Source organism: Ruegeria sp. BG10 (assembly GCF_056538575.1).
The window spans coordinates 1,093,644-1,110,451 of sequence record NZ_JBQFTI010000001.1 but is presented as its reverse complement, the minus strand read 5'-3'; the positions used below and the strand labels follow the sequence as shown (position 1 = coordinate 1,110,451).

Here is a 16,808-nt window from a genome sequence, read left to right as displayed (position 1 = left end):
GCGTCAGGCCGCAGGGGCGTCAATGCCCCATGATCATGCCTTCCAGCGCGTCTTTTTCCATAGCCAGTTCGGACAGTTGCGCCTTGACGACGTCGCCCAGGGTGACAATGCCGATCAGTTTGCCGTCTTCCACAACGGGCATGTGGCGAAAGCGCCCTTCGGTCATGCGGGACAGAATGTCCTGAACTGTGTCCTGCCGGGTGGCGGTGACAAGGTCGCTGGTCATATAGGCGCTGACCGGCTGGGTCAGGCAACCGCTGCCGCTGGCGGCCAGTTCCCTTACGATGTCACGCTCGGACAGGATGCCCGTCGCCGTTTCGCCACCATCCTCGGACACAACAACCGTCCCGATCCGCTTGTCCGCCAGTATTTTCGCGGCATCGGACACGGTCAACGAAGGCAGAACCGTTTCTACACCTTCGGTGGCCTTGGATTTCAGAATGGCCTGAACAAGCATGTGCGTAACCTCCGAAATAACTTCCTGTTTTCCAAAGCGTTGCCGGAATGTTTAACCCTGTCAAGGTGAAGCTTCGGCCTCTAACCGCTCAACCTCTTCGCGAATACCGAGGCTGAGCGCCTGAGCAAAGCGGTTCAGCCTTTCGTTTCGCTGGTCGCCCTGGTGGCGCAACAGATGAAAACTTCGGGTCAGACTCACCTGATCCGTCAGGATTTTCCGCAAATTCGGGTGAAACGGCAGCGTAAAGTCATGCGCCACACATATCCCCGAACCCAGCGCAACCTGCCGCAATTGTACGGAAACCGAGTTCGATGCAAGCGCGACACGGTCAACCCCCATGTCCACCAGATAGTCCAGTTCGCGGTCGAAGATCATATCCGGAATATAGCCGATCATCCGGTGTCCCTTCAGGTCTTCGACAGACTGGATGGCGTCATGGCGGCTCAGGTAATCCTGAGTTGCGACAAGATGTAGCTTATAGTCGCTGATCTTCTGAACCAGCAGTTTGCCGGCTGTCGGCGCGCTGACGGTCACCGCCATGTCAGCCTCGCGCCGGGAGAGGTTGATGACCCTCGGCAAGGCCAGAATCTGGATATCCAGATCCGGGTTTGCATCACTGATTTTTGCGCAGACCTGCGGCAGCAGATAATTGGCGCTGCCATCCGGGGCCCCGATCCGGATCTGACCGCTGAGTGTCTTGGACGATCCGGACAGCGCACCTGCTGCGGAACGCATGGCCTCTTCGGCCTTCAGCCCGTGATCCATCAACCGTTCTCCGGCCGAAGTCAGGACATAGCCTTGCTGGGATTTGGTGAACAAAGGCGCGTCCAGCGATGCCTCAAGCCGCGCAATTCTGCGCCCAACCGTCGCCGGATCAATCTTGAGAATCCGACCCGCTGCCGACAGGCTTTCCTCGCGCGCGACTGCCAGAAAAACGCGCATGTCATCCCAATTCGCCGCCACGTCCCGACCTTTGCATTTTTGCAAAACTTCTTTGAGATATTGCCTCTGTTCAAGCAATTTTTGCAAGCCTATTGTGCGCGCAAATACACCGGAGGAACTTGCAATGAACGAACTGTCCCATTTCATCAATGGCGAAAACGTCGCCGGAACATCCGGCCGTTTCGACGACGTCTTCAACCCGGCCACAGGCGACGTACAGTACAAGTGCCCGATGGCCAGCGCAGCCGAAACCAACGCCGCCATCGAAAGCGCGGCTGCCGCGCAGCCCGCATGGGGTGCGACCAACCCGCAGAAACGCGCCCGCGTCATGATGGCCATGGTCGGACTGATGAACCGGGACATGGACAAACTGGCCGAAGCGCTGAGCCGCGAGCACGGCAAGACCATCCCCGACGCCAAGGGCGACCTGCAGCGTGGTCTGGAAGTGATCGAATACTGCATTGCCGCGCCGCAGATGCTGAAGGGTGAGTTCACTGACAGCGCCGGCCCCGGCATCGACATGTATTCGATGCGCCAGCCGCTGGGTGTTGTCGCCGCAATCATGCCGTTCAACTTCCCCGCGATGATGCCTCTGTGGCATGTCGGCCCGGCGCTGGCCTGCGGCAATGCCGTGGTGCTGAAACCGTCCGAACGTGACCCCTCGGTCCCGCTGATGCTGGCGGAACTGTTTGTTGAGGCGGGCCTGCCTAAGGGCGTGTTCCAGGTGGTCAACGGTGACAAGGAGGCGGTCGACACGCTGCTCGACAGTGATGTCATTCAAGGTGTGTCTTTCGTGGGCTCGACCCCGATCGCGCAGTACATCTATTCCCGCGCCACGGCGAACGGCAAGCGCGCGCAGTGTTTTGGCGGCGCCAAGAACCACATGATCGTGATGCCCGACGCGGATCTGGATCAGGCTGCGGATGCCCTGGTTGGTGCCGGTTTCGGCGCGGCAGGCGAACGCTGCATGGCCATCTCGGTCGCCGTTCCGGTGGGTGAGGAAACCGCAGATGCGCTGATCGAAAAGCTGATCCCGCGCGTTGAAAAGCTGAAGGTCGGTCCTTATACGGCTGGCGATGATGTCGACATGGGCCCGGTGGTCACCGGTGCTGCAAAGCAGCGTATTCTGGGCCTGATTAACTCGGGCGTTGAACAGGGTGCCAAGCTGGTTGTCGACAACCGCGACTTCAGCCTGCAGGGATATGAGGACGGCTTCTTTGTCGGTCCGCACCTGTTCGACCATGTGACCCCTGAGATGGAAATCTATAAGCAGGAAATCTTTGGCCCGGTTCTGTCCACCGTCCGCGCGGGTTCTTATGAAGAGGCGCTGAAGCTGGCGATGGACCACGAATATGGTAACGGCACAGCGATCTTCACCCGTGACGGTGACACCGCGCGCGATTTCGCCAGCCGCGTGAATATTGGCATGGTCGGCATCAACGTTCCGATCCCGGTTCCGCTGGCCTATCACACCTTTGGTGGCTGGAAAAAGTCGATGTTCGGCGACCTCAACCAGCACGGGCCGGACAGCTTCAAGTTCTACACCCGCACCAAGACCGTCACAGCGCGCTGGCCGTCCGGCATCAAGGAAGGCGGCGAGTTCAACTTCAAAGCGATGGACTGATCCGCGCTGCGGCTACGAACATGGAACAACCCGGCCCTGAACAGTCCCGGTTGTTTCGGCGAAGCCTTGCCAATTTGGAACAATTCCGGCGGCTTCACGATAAATTTAGCCGCCGGACCCTAGCAAATCAGGCCGGCGGCAAATATTTTCGCGGCAAATTATAGCTCGAGCAGTTCCTGAACCGGAGGCCAATTTGTCAAATTTCCGCATGACCCGCCGCTCTGCCTTGCTGGGCGCAGCGTCTCTTATGGCGGCACCTGCACTGGTGCGCGCGCAAAGCACGGATGCGTTTCCGCCGGACGAAGAAGCCATCAGCACACAGCTTCCGGTGCGCCGCAATGTATCGTCGTTTTCACAGCAAAACTGGCAGGACCATTTTGATGAGCTTGGCGTTGGCTGCCTGCTGGCCGATATCACCAGCCGCGCGGTTCATTACTGGGGCGCGGACGGGTCCTACAAGCTGTATCCCAGCTCGGTCCCGATGAGCGAGGAACTGACCAAGCGCGGCTATACTGAGGTTGTGCGCAAGCGCGAAAACCCTAGCTGGACTCCGACAGCATCGATGCGCGAACGTGATCCTTCCCTGCCCGTTCGAATGGAAGGTGGCGACCCCGGCAACCCGCTGGGCACCCGCGCGATGTATCTGGGCTGGCCTGCCTATCTGGTGCACGGCACGCACGATACCCGGAAAATCGGCCGGCAGAGCTCATCCGGATGCATCGGATTGTACAATCAGCATGTCGAGGAACTGTATCCGCTGGTTCAGATCGGAACACAGGTCAGACTGGTCTGACGAACAAAGCCCCGGCCAAATGGACCGGGGCTTTTTGGTTGTTGTGGTACGTCGTTACTCCGGCAGAATAACCGCATCGACCACATGAATGACGCCGTTGCTGGCTTCGATATCAGCCTGCACAACCTCGGCGCCGTTCACCTTGACGCCGTTCCTGGCGTTCACGTTCAGGCGGTCGCCCTGAACTGTCAGAACCTTGGCGCGTTTGCCGGCGATGTCACCCGACATCACCTTGGCCGGCACCACGTGATAGGTCAGAATCTCGACCAACTGGTCCTTGTTCTCGGGCAGAAGCAGCGTTTCAACCGTTCCCTCCGGCAGGGCGGCGAAAGCCTCATCGGTGGGTGCGAACACGGTAAACGGCCCATCACCTTTCAGAGTATCAACCAGCCCGGCGGCCTGAACGGCAGCAACCAGCGTGTTGAACGATCCGGCAGATACGGCAGTGTCCACAATATCGGCGGCCTGGGCCTTTACGGGCAAGGCGAGCGCCAATACGGCAGCGGCGCCCATGAAAGTGCGGCGAAACATAACTGTCTTCTCCTCTCCAGCTTGTTATGGAAAGGGGTACGGGCGTTTTGACGCGCCGGATCACTTTGCGATCAATTTTCCCGGATCTGAACCCAGATGCTCTGTGCGCGGCCATCTTTGAGAAATGGCAACGCCGCGACTGCATCCGGACGGTCATGTTGCAGGTAATACCCCGGCCAGAGCATTGAAAACGCTCCGGATTGCAGCATGGCGTGCAGCATATACTGCTCGCCCCACCCTGGGCAATCATAGAAGAAACGCTTGGGGTATTCGTAGGGCAGGAAAACGTCGTGCACGTGGATCACCACGCCCGGCTTCAGCGTCGGAATGATCCGGCAGAACAGATGAGCCACGTCATTGCTCATGCGTACGACATGGCTGGAATCGATGAACAGGATGTCACCGGCTTCCAGCTGTTCGAACAGGACCGGATCGACTTCTTCCAGACGCTTTTGTTCGAACCGGTCGACGACATGGGCAATGTCCGCGCGGGGAAAGGGATCGATGGCGGTGATCGTCGTCTCAAGCCTGCCATCAATGATCGCCTGTCGGGTCACCCGGGTTGAATTGCCGCAGCCGACCTCGATCACGCGACGCGGTTCAAAGCGCCGGACCATCAGATACAGAGCGTCCGCGTCCGGGCTGTCGTAATATCCGTTGCCGATGCAGTAACCGGTCTTGTTCCGCGCAGGGTCTTTCAGTGCATCAAGCGCCTTGGCATGCTTGGCATAGTCATCGACAAGTTGCCCGATGTCGAACCCGTCCATCCCCGGAGACAGCGCATATGCCGGGCGGGTCAACCCCCCTGCCCGTTCGAACGCCTCAAGCCGGGTCCGCTCATCCCGTTCGGTCACTTTGTCGATCAATTTCACACCAAATCGGTCAAGCGCGGCATTGAGCCGGGTGAATTTCCTGGGTTTCACGCGATGTCTCCGGTTCGGGATATTCTGCCAAGCTCCATAGCGTTGCCGACGGGGGCTCTGCAAGAACCTCCGTGGCAAACACTTGGCAAAACCCGATTTTCCGTATTCACTGTTGTGAACGGTAAGACGAGGGCCGCCATGCAGCAGGATTTCACGCTGGGCATAGAAGAAGAATATCTGCTTGTCGATCGCGACAGCCTTCAGCTTGCCGAAGCGCCTGCTGCCCTGATGGAAGCCTGCGAAGCCGATTTTCAGGGACAGGTCAGCCCGGAGTTTCTGCAATGCCAGATCGAGGTTGGCACCCGCCCGCATTCAACGGTCAAGTCCGCGCGCGAAGACCTGAAACGCCTGCGATCCTGCGTGGCCGAGCGCGCGGCAGAGTATAATCTTGCGCCGATTGCCGTGTCCTGCCACCCGTTCGCGGACTGGAAGAAACAGCATCACACGCGCAAGGACCGCTATGACGCGCTGCAACATGCCCTGGGCGGTGTCGCGCGACGGATGCTTATCTGCGGGATGCATGTGCATGTCGGTGTCGAAGACCCCGCAATCCGCGCCGATCTGATGCCGCAACTGTCCTATTTCCTGCCCCACCTGCTGGCGCTGTCAACATCGTCTCCGTACTGGAACGGTGAGGATACGGGGCTGTCCTCTTATCGCCTGACGGTGTTCGACAACCTGCCGCGCACAGGATTACCGCCTGTTCTGGCCAGCTGGTCAGACTATGAACGCACGACCGGCATTTTGGTCGAGCTGGGCGTGATCGAAGACACCACAAAGATCTGGTGGGACCTGCGGCCATCGCATCGCTTTCCCACTCTGGAAACCCGGATCATGGATGTGCAGCCACGGCTGGAACACACGCTGTCGCTTGCCGCTCTCGTGCAGGCCCTGACGCGGATGTTGTGCCGCCTCAAGGACCGGAACCTGCGGTGGCGGAACTATGATCAGTTCCTCATCGGCGAAAACCGCTGGCGTGCGCAACGCTATGGCGTGGGCGAAGGGCTGATCGATTTCGGAGACCGGTCCATCAAACCCATGCCCGACCTTATGGGTGAATTGATGGGGTTGCTGGCAGAAGATGGCGAGGCGTTGGGAACCATGACGGAACTGGCCCGGCTGCAACAAATCGCGCAGAACGGAACTTCGGCCACACGACAACGTCGCGTCTACGCCGAGGCCGCGGCAAGAGACGACGATCCGGGCAAGGCAGTGGTGCGGCATCTGATCGAAGAATACCACATGGACCTGTAAGGCCTGGCGCCGGAACACGTATCAAAAGTTGCCCAAACCGGTGATTGCTGGCCATGCAATATTTCTGTAAGAATTGAGAAATAAACACTCGTTCAATTCATCGGGTCGCGTGGGAGGTAAGCCTTGGATTTTGCAACGACAGAAGAGCAGAACGCGATCTTCGACATGGCGTATGGCTTCGGGCAGGAAAACATCGCACCCTATGCCCGGCAGTGGGAGGCCGATGGCACCATTCCCAAAGACCTTTGGCCACGCATCGGAGAGCTGGGGTTCGGCGGGCTGTACGTGTCCGAGGACAGCGGTGGCTCGGGGCTGACCCGTCTGGACGCGACGCTCGTGTTCGAGGCGCTTTCGATGGCTTGCCCCTCGGTCGCGGCCTTCCTGTCGATCCACAATATGTGCGCAAAGATGCTGGACAGCTTTGCCAGCGACGATCTGAAATCCCGCATCATGCCGGACGTTCTGAGCCTGAATACGGTCCTCAGCTATTGTCTGACTGAACCCGGATCAGGTTCCGACGCGGCTGCACTAAAAACACGCGCCGAACGCTCAAACGAAGGCTACACACTGAACGGAACCAAGGCATTCATTTCCGGCGGCGGCTATTCCGATGCTTATGTCTGCATGGTCAGAACCGGACAGGATGGCCCCAAAGGCATCTCGACCGTTTATGTCGAAGACGGCACCCCCGGCCTGAGCTTTGGTGCGCTGGAGGAAAAGATGGGCTGGAAAAGCCAGCCGACCGCGCAGGTTCAGTTCGATGATTGCAAAATCCCTTCGGCAAATCTTGTCGGCGTCGAAGGCGACGGGTTCAAATACGCGATGATGGGTCTGGACGGCGGCCGGCTGAATATCGCCTCATGCTCGCTGGGGGCGGCACAGACAGGTATGAACATGACGCTGCAATACATGTCGGAACGCAAGGCGTTCGGGCGGTCCATTGACCAGTTTCAGGCCCTTCAGTTCCGTCTTGCGGATATGGAGATCGAATTGCAGGCCGCCCGCACCTTTCTGCGTCAGGCCGCCTGGAAACTGGATCAGGGTGCGCCGGATGCCACCAAGTTCTGCGCGATGGCCAAAAAATTCGTCACTGAAACGGGCTCAAAGGTCGTGGATCAATGTCTGCAACTTCACGGCGGCTACGGCTATCTTGGCGATTACGGAATCGAAAAGCTGGTGCGTGACCTGCGCGTGCATCAGATTCTGGAGGGCACGAATGAAATCATGCGGGTAATCGTATCGCGCCAGTTGCTTGCCCATCGCTGAGGACCCAATGGCAGATATTGAGATTCGGACCACGGGTCGCGCCGGGCGTATTACGCTGACCAGACCCAAAGCGTTGAACGCGATGACATACGACATGTGCATGGCCATCGACACGGCGCTGCGCAACTGGCGGGAAGACGACACCGTGGACCTTGTCATCCTTGACGCCGAAGGTGACAAAGCCTTTTGCGCGGGTGGCGATATTGCCGACCTCTACACCTCGGGCATGAAACAGGATTATGGCTACGGACGCACATTCTGGCGGGACGAGTACCGCCTGAACGCGTTGATCTTTGAATACCCCAAACCGGTCGTCAGCTTTTTGCAGGGGTTCACAATGGGCGGTGGTGTCGGCATCGGCTGCCATGGCAGTCACCGCGTCGTCGGTGAAAGCTCAAAGATCGCTTTACCGGAATGTTCCATTGGGCTGGTTCCCGATGTCGGAAGCTCGTTCATGCTGGCGCTGGCACCCGGCCGACTGGGTGAGTACCTTGCGACAACGGGTCACCGCATGGGGCCGGGCGACGCGATTTTCGCCGGGTTCGCGGATCATTTTATCCCGCTTCGGCACTGGTCTGACGTGATTGAAATGCTCGAAGCGTCGGGTGATGTCGCGATGCTGGAACAGCATTCCGCGCCGCTCCCTGCCAGCGATCTGGAAAAGGCCCAGTCCTCATTGGACACATTGTTTGGCGGCGAAGGGCTGGCTGATATTCTGAACGCTCTGCGCAACTCGGATCAGGAACTGGCTTCCGAGGCGCTGACCCTCATGGGTCGCAATTCGCCTCTGTCGATGGCCTGCACGATCGAAATACTCCACCGCCTCCGCAACCCGACCGTGACGGTGCGCACGGCGCTGGAACTGGAATACAGGTACACCTACCGGGCCATGGAACATGGCGACTTTCTGGAAGGCATCCGTGCGCAGATCATCGACAAGGATCGCAATCCCACCTGGCAGTACAGCGACCAGTCCGTACCAGCCGTCGCGGTTTCAAAAATGCTTCAGCCCCTGGGCGATGACGCGCTGACATTCGAGGAGGAATAGAACATGAAGATCGGATTTATCGGCCTGGGCAATATGGGCAATCCAATGGCGGCCAATCTGGCCAAGGCTGGCCATACGGTGACAGGTTTCGACATGGCCGATGTCGACGTTCCGGGTGTGAAAATAGCGGGATCTGGCGCAGAGGCCGCCGCTGACGCCGAGATCGTGATCACCATGCTGCCGAACGGGAAAATCCTGCGCGCGGTAGCGGATGAGATCGTTCCCGCCATGAAATCCGGCTCGGTCTGGATCGATTGCTCGACCGTCGATGTCGACAGCGCCCGGGCTGTTGCCGAACAGGCGGGGAATGCAGGCGTTCTTGCCGTGGACGCCCCCGTCTCTGGCGGAATCGGCGGTGCGGCCGCCGGTACACTGACCTTCATGGCCGGCGGCAGCTACGTCGCGTTTGCAAAGGCTGATCCCTTGTTCGATATCATGGGGCAAAAAGCCGTGCACTGCGGAGAGTCCGGTGCCGGGCAAGCCGCAAAAATCTGCAACAACATGATCCTTGGCGTCACCATGATTGCCACCTGTGAAGCCTTCGCTCTGGCCGACAAGCTGGGGCTGGACCGCCAGAAGATGTTTGACGTGGTCAGTACATCCTCGGGCTATAGCTGGACGATGAATGCCTACTGCCCTGCCCCCGGCGTCGGACCGGAAAGCCCGGCGGACAACGGATATCAGCCCGGATTTGCAGCAGAACTGATGCTCAAGGACCTGCGCCTTAGCCAGCAAGCTGCCGAAAGCTCTGACGCGGACACGCCGATGGGCCAGGCCGCAACCGCCCTCTACGAACAATTCGTCGAAAATGAGGGCGGTCTGGGCATGGATTTCTCGGCCATGCTGCCCCGGTTCGAAAAGCGCAACCGGGGCTGAGCGACCCGCGTGGGCGGCTTCTCGCCCACGCGGTTGACCAACCTGAACGCAACAGCCATCTATCCTGCAAGCCGACGCTCATGCAGAAGGAAGTAAGATGTCGCGTGTCTTGACCATTTCGACAGCAATTCTGGCGCTTGCGCTCAATTCAAGCGTGGCCTTGGCCGGGAACGGAAAAGGAAAGTCGGGTCACTGCCCGCCGGGGCTTGCGAAAAAGGCGGTGCCCTGCGTGCCGCCGGGTCAGGCGAAAAAGCTGTACAACACGGGCGACTATATCACCCGGGATTACTTCTGGGTCCGCGATCCATACCGTTATGGGCTGCGCCCTGGCGGTTATTACGTGCGCGCGGGCGATTATGTGTACCGCGTCGACCCGGATACACACAAAGTTCTGAATCTCATCGGAGCGGTGGCTGATATCCTGAACTGACGTTCCCAACCCAGAGCCGTGTATTTCAGATACCGCCCGCCAAAACGTCAATAAAAAGAACGTTCTGCCACAACCCAGAGGTTAAGTCCAAAATTTTGACGCAATTTGGCGTCATCACGATTCTCGCTATTGCGAGGATTGAATATGAATAATGACGGCACGATTTTTCAGTTCCGCGGCCCGTGGAACGTACCGATACAATTCAGCCAAAGCCTGATCTTTCTTGTCCTGATCATTGTCGGGTTTAATTTTGACCCGGACAGCCTGCCCTATGCGCTTGGATTTGTGGCGATTCTTCTGGCGTCGATCCTTCTTCATGAACTGGGCCATGCCTGGGGGTGCCTTGTTCAGGGCATTCCCGTCAACCGGGTCGTGCTTTACGGCGGCGGCGGATTCTGCGAGCACCGCCGGTCAACGACGTCTTATGAAGATGAACTGATCGTGGCCATGGGTCCGATCGTCAACCTGACGTTGTGGGCGGTATGCTCTCTGCTGGAACCAATGGTCGCTTCGCCGGACCTGGGCTGGGTGCTGGCGGTAACGGCGCAACTGAACCTGTGGCTGGCCCTGTTCAATATGCTGCCCCTGATGCCGCTGGATGGCGGGCGTCTTCTGCATGCGGGACTGAATCGCATCGTATCCGCCACAACAGCCACACGAATTGCAGGATTCATCGGATTAATCGGCGTGCTGCTTTGGATCCCGATGATGATATTTGCCTATACCTACTTCGGCTTCGTGTTCCTGTTCTTTCCGCCATTGCTGCGTCATTGGCACATGCTGAGACACGCCCAATACTAATTCTGCACACAAGATGACCTGCGGCGGACGTTACTCCGCCGCGACCTGTTCAGGGTTCAGCATCTGGTTCAGATAACGACCGGTATGGCTGCGCTCGACCACGGCCACATCCTCGGGCGTTCCGGTCGCCACGATTTCACCGCCGCCGTCGCCCCCTTCGGGACCGATATCAATGATATGGTCCGCCGTTTTGACCACGTCCAGATTGTGTTCGATCACGATCACTGTATTCCCCTGATCGACCAGTTCATGCAGAACCTCCAACAGCTTGCGGACGTCTTCGAAATGCAGCCCGGTTGTGGGTTCATCCAGTATATACAACGTCCGACCGGTCGAGCGTTTGGACAGTTCCTTGGACAGCTTCACCCGCTGCGCCTCACCACCTGAAAGCGTGGTCGCCTGCTGACCGACTTTGATATACCCCAGACCAACACGCGCCAGCGCATCCATCTTGTCCCGGATCGAAGGCACGGCCTTAAAGAATTCCTGCGCGTCTTCCACTGTCATATCAAGGACATCGGCGATGGACTTACCCTTGAACTTGATCTCAAGCGTCTCGCGGTTGTAGCGCGCGCCCTTGCAGGTTTCGCAGGTTACGTAGACGTCGGGAAGAAAGTGCATCTCAATCTTGATGACACCATCCCCCTGACAGGCCTCGCACCGGCCGCCCTTGACGTTGAAACTGAAGCGGCCCGGCTTATAACCGCGCGCCTTGGCCTCGGGCAACCCGGCGAACCAGTCGCGGATCGGGGTGAAGGCACCTGTGTAAGTGGCTGGATTTGAACGCGGAGTCCGACCGATGGGTCGCTGATCGATATCGATGACCTTGTCCAGATGCTCCAACCCCTTGATCGTCTCGCAGGGTGCCGGGGTCTGCCGCGCGCCGTTCAGCCGCATCGAGGCGGTCTTGAACAGGGTTTCAATCGTCAGCGTCGACTTGCCACCGCCTGACACGCCGGTCACACAGACGAACTTGCCCAGGGGAAATTTCGCCGTGACGTTCTTGAGGTTGTTTCCGGTCGCCTTGACCACCGAAACACTCTTCTTGTTGCCCTTGCGACGCTCTGCCGGCACAGGGATTTCGCGTGTACCGGCAAGGTACTGACCCGTCATTGACGCGGCATCCGCAGCAATCTGATCCGGTGTACCCTGGCTGACCACCTGACCGCCATGCACACCGGCCCCCGGCCCGATATCAAAGACATAATCGGCCTCGCGGATGGCCTCTTCGTCATGTTCAACGACGATCACCGTGTTCCCCTGATCGCGCAGATTTTTCAGCGTGCCCAAGAGGCGATCATTGTCACGCTGGTGCAGACCGATAGAGGGCTCGTCCAACACATACAGAACACCTGTCAGGCCCGAACCGATCTGGCTGGCCAGACGAATCCGCTGGCTTTCACCGCCGGACAATGTGCCGCTTGAGCGGGACAGAGTAAGATATTCCAGCCCGACATTGTTCAGAAAGCCCAGACGTTCGCGGATTTCCTTCAGGATGGCCCGCGCGATCTCGTTCTTCTGTACGCTCAGGTGCTTGGGTGCGCCTTCGATCCAGGCCAGCGCCTCTCGGATCGACATCTGAACCACCTGCCCGACATGCAGGCCGGCGATCTTGACAGCCAGTGCTTCGGGCCGCAGGCGATAGCCGTTGCACGCCCCGCAAGGGCGGTTGTTCTGATACCGCTCGAACTCTTCGCGTATCCAGGCGCTGTCGGTCTCGCGATAGCGACGCTCCATATTCGGAATAACGCCCTCAAAGCTGCGGGTGACCTGATAAACCCGCCCGCCCTCGTCATAACGGAACTGGATCTCCTCATCGCCCGAGCCGCGCAGAAACACCTGCTGCACGTTCTCTGGCAGGTCTTTCCACGGCGTATTCTTGTCGAATTCGTAATGCCGCGCGATGGCTTCGATTGTTTGCAGGAAATAAGGCGATTTGCCCTTGCGCCACGGGGCCAGCGCACCATCGTACAGCTTCAGGGTCTGGTCGGGAACAACAAGCCGTTCATCAAAAAACAGCTCAACCCCCAGTCCGTCGCAGTCCGGGCAGGCGCCGAAAGGAGCGTTGAAGGAAAACAGGCGCGGTTCAATCTCGGGGATGGTGAAACCGCTGACCGGACAGGCGAAATTCTCACTGAAGGTAATTCTTTCCGGATCGCCCTCACGCGGTGCGGTCTCAAGCACGGCGATGCCGTCCGCCAGATCCAGCGCAGTCCGCAAACTGTCCGCCAACCGGGTTTCCATCCCCTCGCGCACAACCAGGCGGTCGACAACAACATCGATGTCGTGCCGGAACTTCTTGTCCAGCGTCGGCGGCTCATCCAGTTCGTAGAACGCCCCGTCCACCTTGACTCGCTGGAACCCCTGCTTGCGCAGTTCCAGAAACTCCTTTCTGTATTCCCCCTTGCGGTCCCGCACGATCGGAGCCAGCAGATAGCCGCGTGTGCCTTCCTCCATCGCCATGATGCGGTCGACCATGTCCTGCACCTGCTGCGCCTCGATCGGCAGACCGGTTGCAGGGCTAAAGGGCGTGCCGGCGCGTGCAAACAACAGCCGCAGGTAATCATAGATCTCGGTCACCGTACCGACGGTCGAGCGCGGGTTTTTCGAGGTGGTCTTCTGTTCAATCGAAATTGCCGGGGACAGGCCGCTGATGTGATCGACATCGGGCTTTTCCATCATGTCCAGAAACTGGCGCGCATAAGCTGACAGGCTTTCGACATAGCGACGCTGGCCTTCGGCATAGATCGTATCAAACGCCAGAGACGACTTACCTGAACCCGACAGTCCGGTGATCACCACCAGTTGATCCCGCGGGATGTCCACGTCGATACTCTTGAGGTTATGTTCGCGCGCGCCGCGTACCTCGATATTCTTCAGCTCAGCCATTTTTGGCTCCCAACACACAAGTGTCCTAGAAATAGGCGAGCGGCACTGAGTCTCCAATAGAAAAGTTAGAACAAAGTGTGAACTAACGGGTTATTGCCGACACCTGCTGACACCATGCCAAAGCCACCCTGCTAGCTGGCTGAGGTTTTTTCGGCATCAAAGGAAAAGTGGCGCGGTTGACGGGGCTCGAACCCGCGACCCCCGGCGTGACAGGCCGGTACTCTAACCAACTGAGCTACAACCGCGCATCTATTTCATGGTTCTATTGCCTGAACCGAGGCTGGCAGCGATGGCGCGGTTGACGGGGCTCGAACCCGCGACCCCCGGCGTGACAGGCCGGTACTCTAACCAACTGAGCTACAACCGCCCGCTGCCCGTTCGTTGCTGAACGTTGGGGTGTATTATGGCCACGCCCCGGCATCGTCAAGCGGCGTTTTGAAGTTTTTTTGACCTACGCATTTTTTGTTTGGATTTTTGGCCCGCTCGTTTCTTTATGCCGCCGCGCCCACCAAATTGCCTGCACGCGAAAATTCCTGAACATGCCCGCCAACTTGGCGCGTAAATCATGACAGATTGACGGTGCGGTAAGGCCCCGAAGCCAACACGCATAAGATGCGCGCGCTGGATAAATTCTGATCAAATCACCTGTTTGCACCAGACCGAGCAGACACGCCGTGCCTGTCTCAAACTGACGCTTCGTAAACGTCAGCCTTGCGCCACTATTCAGCCACATTGCAACGGCAAGAGATGCAAAAGAACCTCTACCGCGAAGATTTCAGGACGCGTTGCTTGCATACGCCGAATAGCATTGGAACCATCTAATCCAAGGAAGAATGTTCCGAATCTTTGTTAATGGGTCGAAGATCAAATTTGACGCGAATGGATTTTAGAAACTCGATACAGAAGTTCCGCCGCGTTTTGTTAAGAAGGAAGTAGTAGAAAATGTCAGTTGTCAGCACAACTTCTCCAGGCGCCAACCCCACTGGTAACGTATACGTGGACGGGCTGATTTGGGGAACGTCGTGGAATGTGAACACCAGCGTCGGAGGTCCTGCAGGCACCATCACCTATTCCTTCGCGGACTCGACGGTGTCGGGCTTCAAAACGATGCGGCCCTACGAAATGCAGGCATTTCGCGCGGCGCTGGCAATAATCGAGAGCATTATTCCGATCGACTTCGTGGAGGTTGATTTCCTGTCTCCCAGCGGGACGCCCTATTTCGAGAACGTTTCTTTTGGCCTGGTCACGTCAGAATTCCTCGATGGCGGCCTGGGTTATCACCAGGTACCCGGCGACAAGCCGATTTTTCAGGATGGTTTCGGCATCGATACGCTCTTTGGTTTCTTCGCCTACGACACCCCTTTCTTCAGCCGCGAAGCGCTGGTCAAAGGCGGCGAGGGATTCACGACGATTCTGCACGAGATTCTGCACGGCCTTGGCCTGGCACACCCGCATGACAACGGCGGTAGTTCGTCGGTGTTTCCAGGCGTAACACAGCCCTTCGACGATTACGGATCACATGGCCAGAATCAGGGCGTGTTCACAATCATGTCTTACAATTCCGGATACGCTCAAAAAGTGCCCTTGACGTCCCTGACGTTTGGCGGTGCTGCCTCGCCGATGGCACTGGACATTGCGGCGCTGCAGGAAATCTACGGTACAACCGCGAACAACACCGGAAATAACGTCTACAAGCTGAAAGATGTAAACGGCCCCGGCACCTACTGGTCCGCAATCTGGGATACCGGTGGCGTGGATACGATTTCCGCGGAAGGGCTGAATAGAAACACTTTGATCAACCTCAATGATGCTGACCTGTCCGGCAAGGATGCGGGCGGCATTCCTTCTCATGCGGGCGGTATCCGTGGCGGGTATACTATTGCAAACACGGTCGTCATTGAAAACGCGATCGGCGGTAACAAGTCGGACAGGATTCTGGGCAACGAAGTCGCAAACAACATTCAGGGGCGCGCCGGCAATGACGTCATGTATGGGCGTGCGGGGGACGACACGATCCTTGGCGGCAACGGCAATGATACCCTGTCCGGGGACAGTGGCTCCGATATTCTGAACGGCGGGCGCGGCAACGATAACATCGTCTCGCGCGACGGCGACGGGAATGACGTGATCAATGGAGGCGAGAACTCGGACTGGATTCGCTTTACCGGTACCGCCGCGGCTGCTGTCGACTTGGAAGTAACCACGCAGCAAGACACCGGATATGGTCTGGACACCATTTCCGGCATCGAAAACCTGAGCGGAACCGGTCAGGGCGACCAATTCGCCGGATCTGCTGCAGTAAACGTTATGAACGGTGGCAGTGGCAAAGACGTATTGGACGGCCGCGCCGGGAATGACCGCCTCAACGGCGGGAATCATAACGACACTCTTATCGGCGGAGGCGGCCGTGACACATTGAACGGCGGCAATGGAGCGGACACGATTTTTGGCGGTGGCGGTCTGGATATTATGACCGGCGGCCAAGGCGCTGATACGTTCGTGTTCACATCAACACGCGAAAGCACAGCTTCGACTGCACGGACGGATGAAATTCGCGATTTCCGGCCCGGCGTTGACAAAATCGACGTCAGTGCGATCGACGCGAGCACCGTTCTGGCCGGTGATGACGAGTTCGTTTTCCGCGGACAGAAACCCTTTGGCGTCGCGGATCGCGGTGAGATCTACTACAAAAAGATCGACGCAGCGGGAACCGCCAATGACAGAACTTACGTCTACATTGACACAGACGGAGATCGCGCGCCCGAGATGGTGATTGAGTTGAGCGGGCTCCATAATCTGACTGCAGATGATTTCATTCTGTAAACTAAAAACCGGGGAAGCCTTCTAACCGGCTTCCCCATGTTGCCCTGCTCCAATATTCCGTTAGTCCGGGCACGTTTGAACAGCGATATTCAGTCCTGACAGCGTACTGAAACCACGCAAATGCGGAAAAAGACTCGGGCGAGCTGACCGC

Annotated in this window: 14 protein-coding genes and 2 tRNA genes; 9 read left to right on the top strand and 7 right to left on the bottom strand. The window is 58.1% G+C overall.

Annotated features, from left to right (window positions below; all coding sequences use genetic code 11):
* Positions 1-19 precede the first annotated feature (19 nt).
* Positions 20-457, bottom strand: coding sequence for a CBS domain-containing protein (locus ACR0D8_RS05420; protein WP_475160426.1), 438 nt, complete (start codon positions 455-457; stop codon positions 20-22).
* Positions 458-517: 60 nt separating this feature from the next.
* Complete coding sequence (locus tag ACR0D8_RS05415; protein WP_480645090.1) at positions 518-1,399, bottom strand: LysR family transcriptional regulator; 882 nt, start codon at positions 1,397-1,399, stop codon at positions 518-520.
* 124 nt (positions 1,400-1,523) lie between these two features.
* Here ACR0D8_RS05415 and ACR0D8_RS05410 point away from each other — a divergent pair, with 124 nt between their 5' ends.
* Positions 1,524-3,023 (top strand): CoA-acylating methylmalonate-semialdehyde dehydrogenase, encoded by a 1,500-nt coding sequence (locus ACR0D8_RS05410; RefSeq protein WP_480645088.1) that lies wholly within the window; start codon positions 1,524-1,526, stop codon positions 3,021-3,023.
* Between the two features lie 208 nt (positions 3,024-3,231).
* Positions 3,232-3,816, top strand: a complete 585-nt coding sequence (locus ACR0D8_RS05405) for a L,D-transpeptidase (RefSeq protein WP_475163424.1) — start codon at positions 3,232-3,234, stop codon at positions 3,814-3,816.
* A 54-nt stretch (positions 3,817-3,870) separates the two neighbouring features.
* Here ACR0D8_RS05405 and ACR0D8_RS05400 read toward each other — a convergent pair whose 3' ends face one another.
* Together ACR0D8_RS05400 and ACR0D8_RS05395 are read right to left on the bottom strand one after the other, a co-directional pair.
* Positions 3,871-4,347 carry a fasciclin domain-containing protein gene (locus ACR0D8_RS05400; protein WP_480645087.1) on the bottom strand — a complete coding sequence of 159 codons (477 nt, stop codon included), beginning with the start codon at positions 4,345-4,347 and terminating at the stop codon, positions 3,871-3,873.
* A 71-nt stretch (positions 4,348-4,418) separates the two neighbouring features.
* Positions 4,419-5,270, bottom strand: a complete 852-nt coding sequence (locus ACR0D8_RS05395; protein ID WP_480645085.1) for a class I SAM-dependent methyltransferase — start codon at positions 5,268-5,270, stop codon at positions 4,419-4,421.
* 138 nt (positions 5,271-5,408) lie between these two features.
* Between ACR0D8_RS05395 and ACR0D8_RS05390 the strand changes: the two genes are divergently transcribed.
* From ACR0D8_RS05390 to ACR0D8_RS05365, 6 genes are all read left to right on the top strand, one after another.
* Positions 5,409-6,524, top strand: a complete 1,116-nt coding sequence (locus tag ACR0D8_RS05390) for a carboxylate-amine ligase (RefSeq protein ID WP_475160419.1) — start codon at positions 5,409-5,411, stop codon at positions 6,522-6,524.
* Between the two features lie 123 nt (positions 6,525-6,647).
* Positions 6,648-7,790 (top strand): acyl-CoA dehydrogenase family protein, encoded by a 1,143-nt coding sequence (locus tag ACR0D8_RS05385; protein ID WP_480645083.1) that lies wholly within the window; start codon positions 6,648-6,650, stop codon positions 7,788-7,790.
* Between the two features lie 7 nt (positions 7,791-7,797).
* The gene (locus tag ACR0D8_RS05380) at positions 7,798-8,838 is read left to right on the top strand and encodes an enoyl-CoA hydratase/isomerase family protein (RefSeq protein WP_480645082.1); all 1,041 of its coding nucleotides are present in this window, start codon (positions 7,798-7,800) and stop codon (positions 8,836-8,838) included.
* Between the two features lie 3 nt (positions 8,839-8,841).
* Entirely contained in the window at positions 8,842-9,714 is an 873-nt protein-coding gene (gene mmsB, locus ACR0D8_RS05375; protein ID WP_480645081.1) for a 3-hydroxyisobutyrate dehydrogenase, read from the top strand.
* 97 nt (positions 9,715-9,811) lie between these two features.
* The gene (locus ACR0D8_RS05370) at positions 9,812-10,144 is read left to right on the top strand and encodes a hypothetical protein (protein ID WP_480645080.1); all 333 of its coding nucleotides are present in this window, start codon (positions 9,812-9,814) and stop codon (positions 10,142-10,144) included.
* Positions 10,145-10,288: 144 nt separating this feature from the next.
* Positions 10,289-10,945, top strand: coding sequence for a site-2 protease family protein (locus ACR0D8_RS05365; protein WP_480645079.1), 657 nt, complete (start codon positions 10,289-10,291; stop codon positions 10,943-10,945).
* Between the two features lie 30 nt (positions 10,946-10,975).
* Here the strand turns inward: ACR0D8_RS05365 and uvrA are convergent, their stop codons facing one another.
* From uvrA to ACR0D8_RS05350, 3 genes are all read right to left on the bottom strand, one after another.
* Positions 10,976-13,834 carry an excinuclease ABC subunit UvrA gene (gene uvrA / locus ACR0D8_RS05360; protein ID WP_480645077.1) on the bottom strand — a complete coding sequence of 953 codons (2,859 nt, stop codon included), beginning with the start codon at positions 13,832-13,834 and terminating at the stop codon, positions 10,976-10,978.
* 168 nt (positions 13,835-14,002) lie between these two features.
* Positions 14,003-14,079, bottom strand: a tRNA-Asp gene (locus tag ACR0D8_RS05355).
* Positions 14,080-14,124: 45 nt separating this feature from the next.
* Positions 14,125-14,201 (bottom strand) — tRNA-Asp (locus tag ACR0D8_RS05350).
* A 629-nt stretch (positions 14,202-14,830) separates the two neighbouring features.
* Between ACR0D8_RS05350 and ACR0D8_RS05345 the strand changes: the two genes are divergently transcribed.
* Positions 14,831-16,657, top strand: coding sequence for a M10 family metallopeptidase C-terminal domain-containing protein (locus ACR0D8_RS05345; protein WP_480645076.1), 1,827 nt, complete (start codon positions 14,831-14,833; stop codon positions 16,655-16,657).
* Positions 16,658-16,808 lie beyond the last annotated feature (151 nt).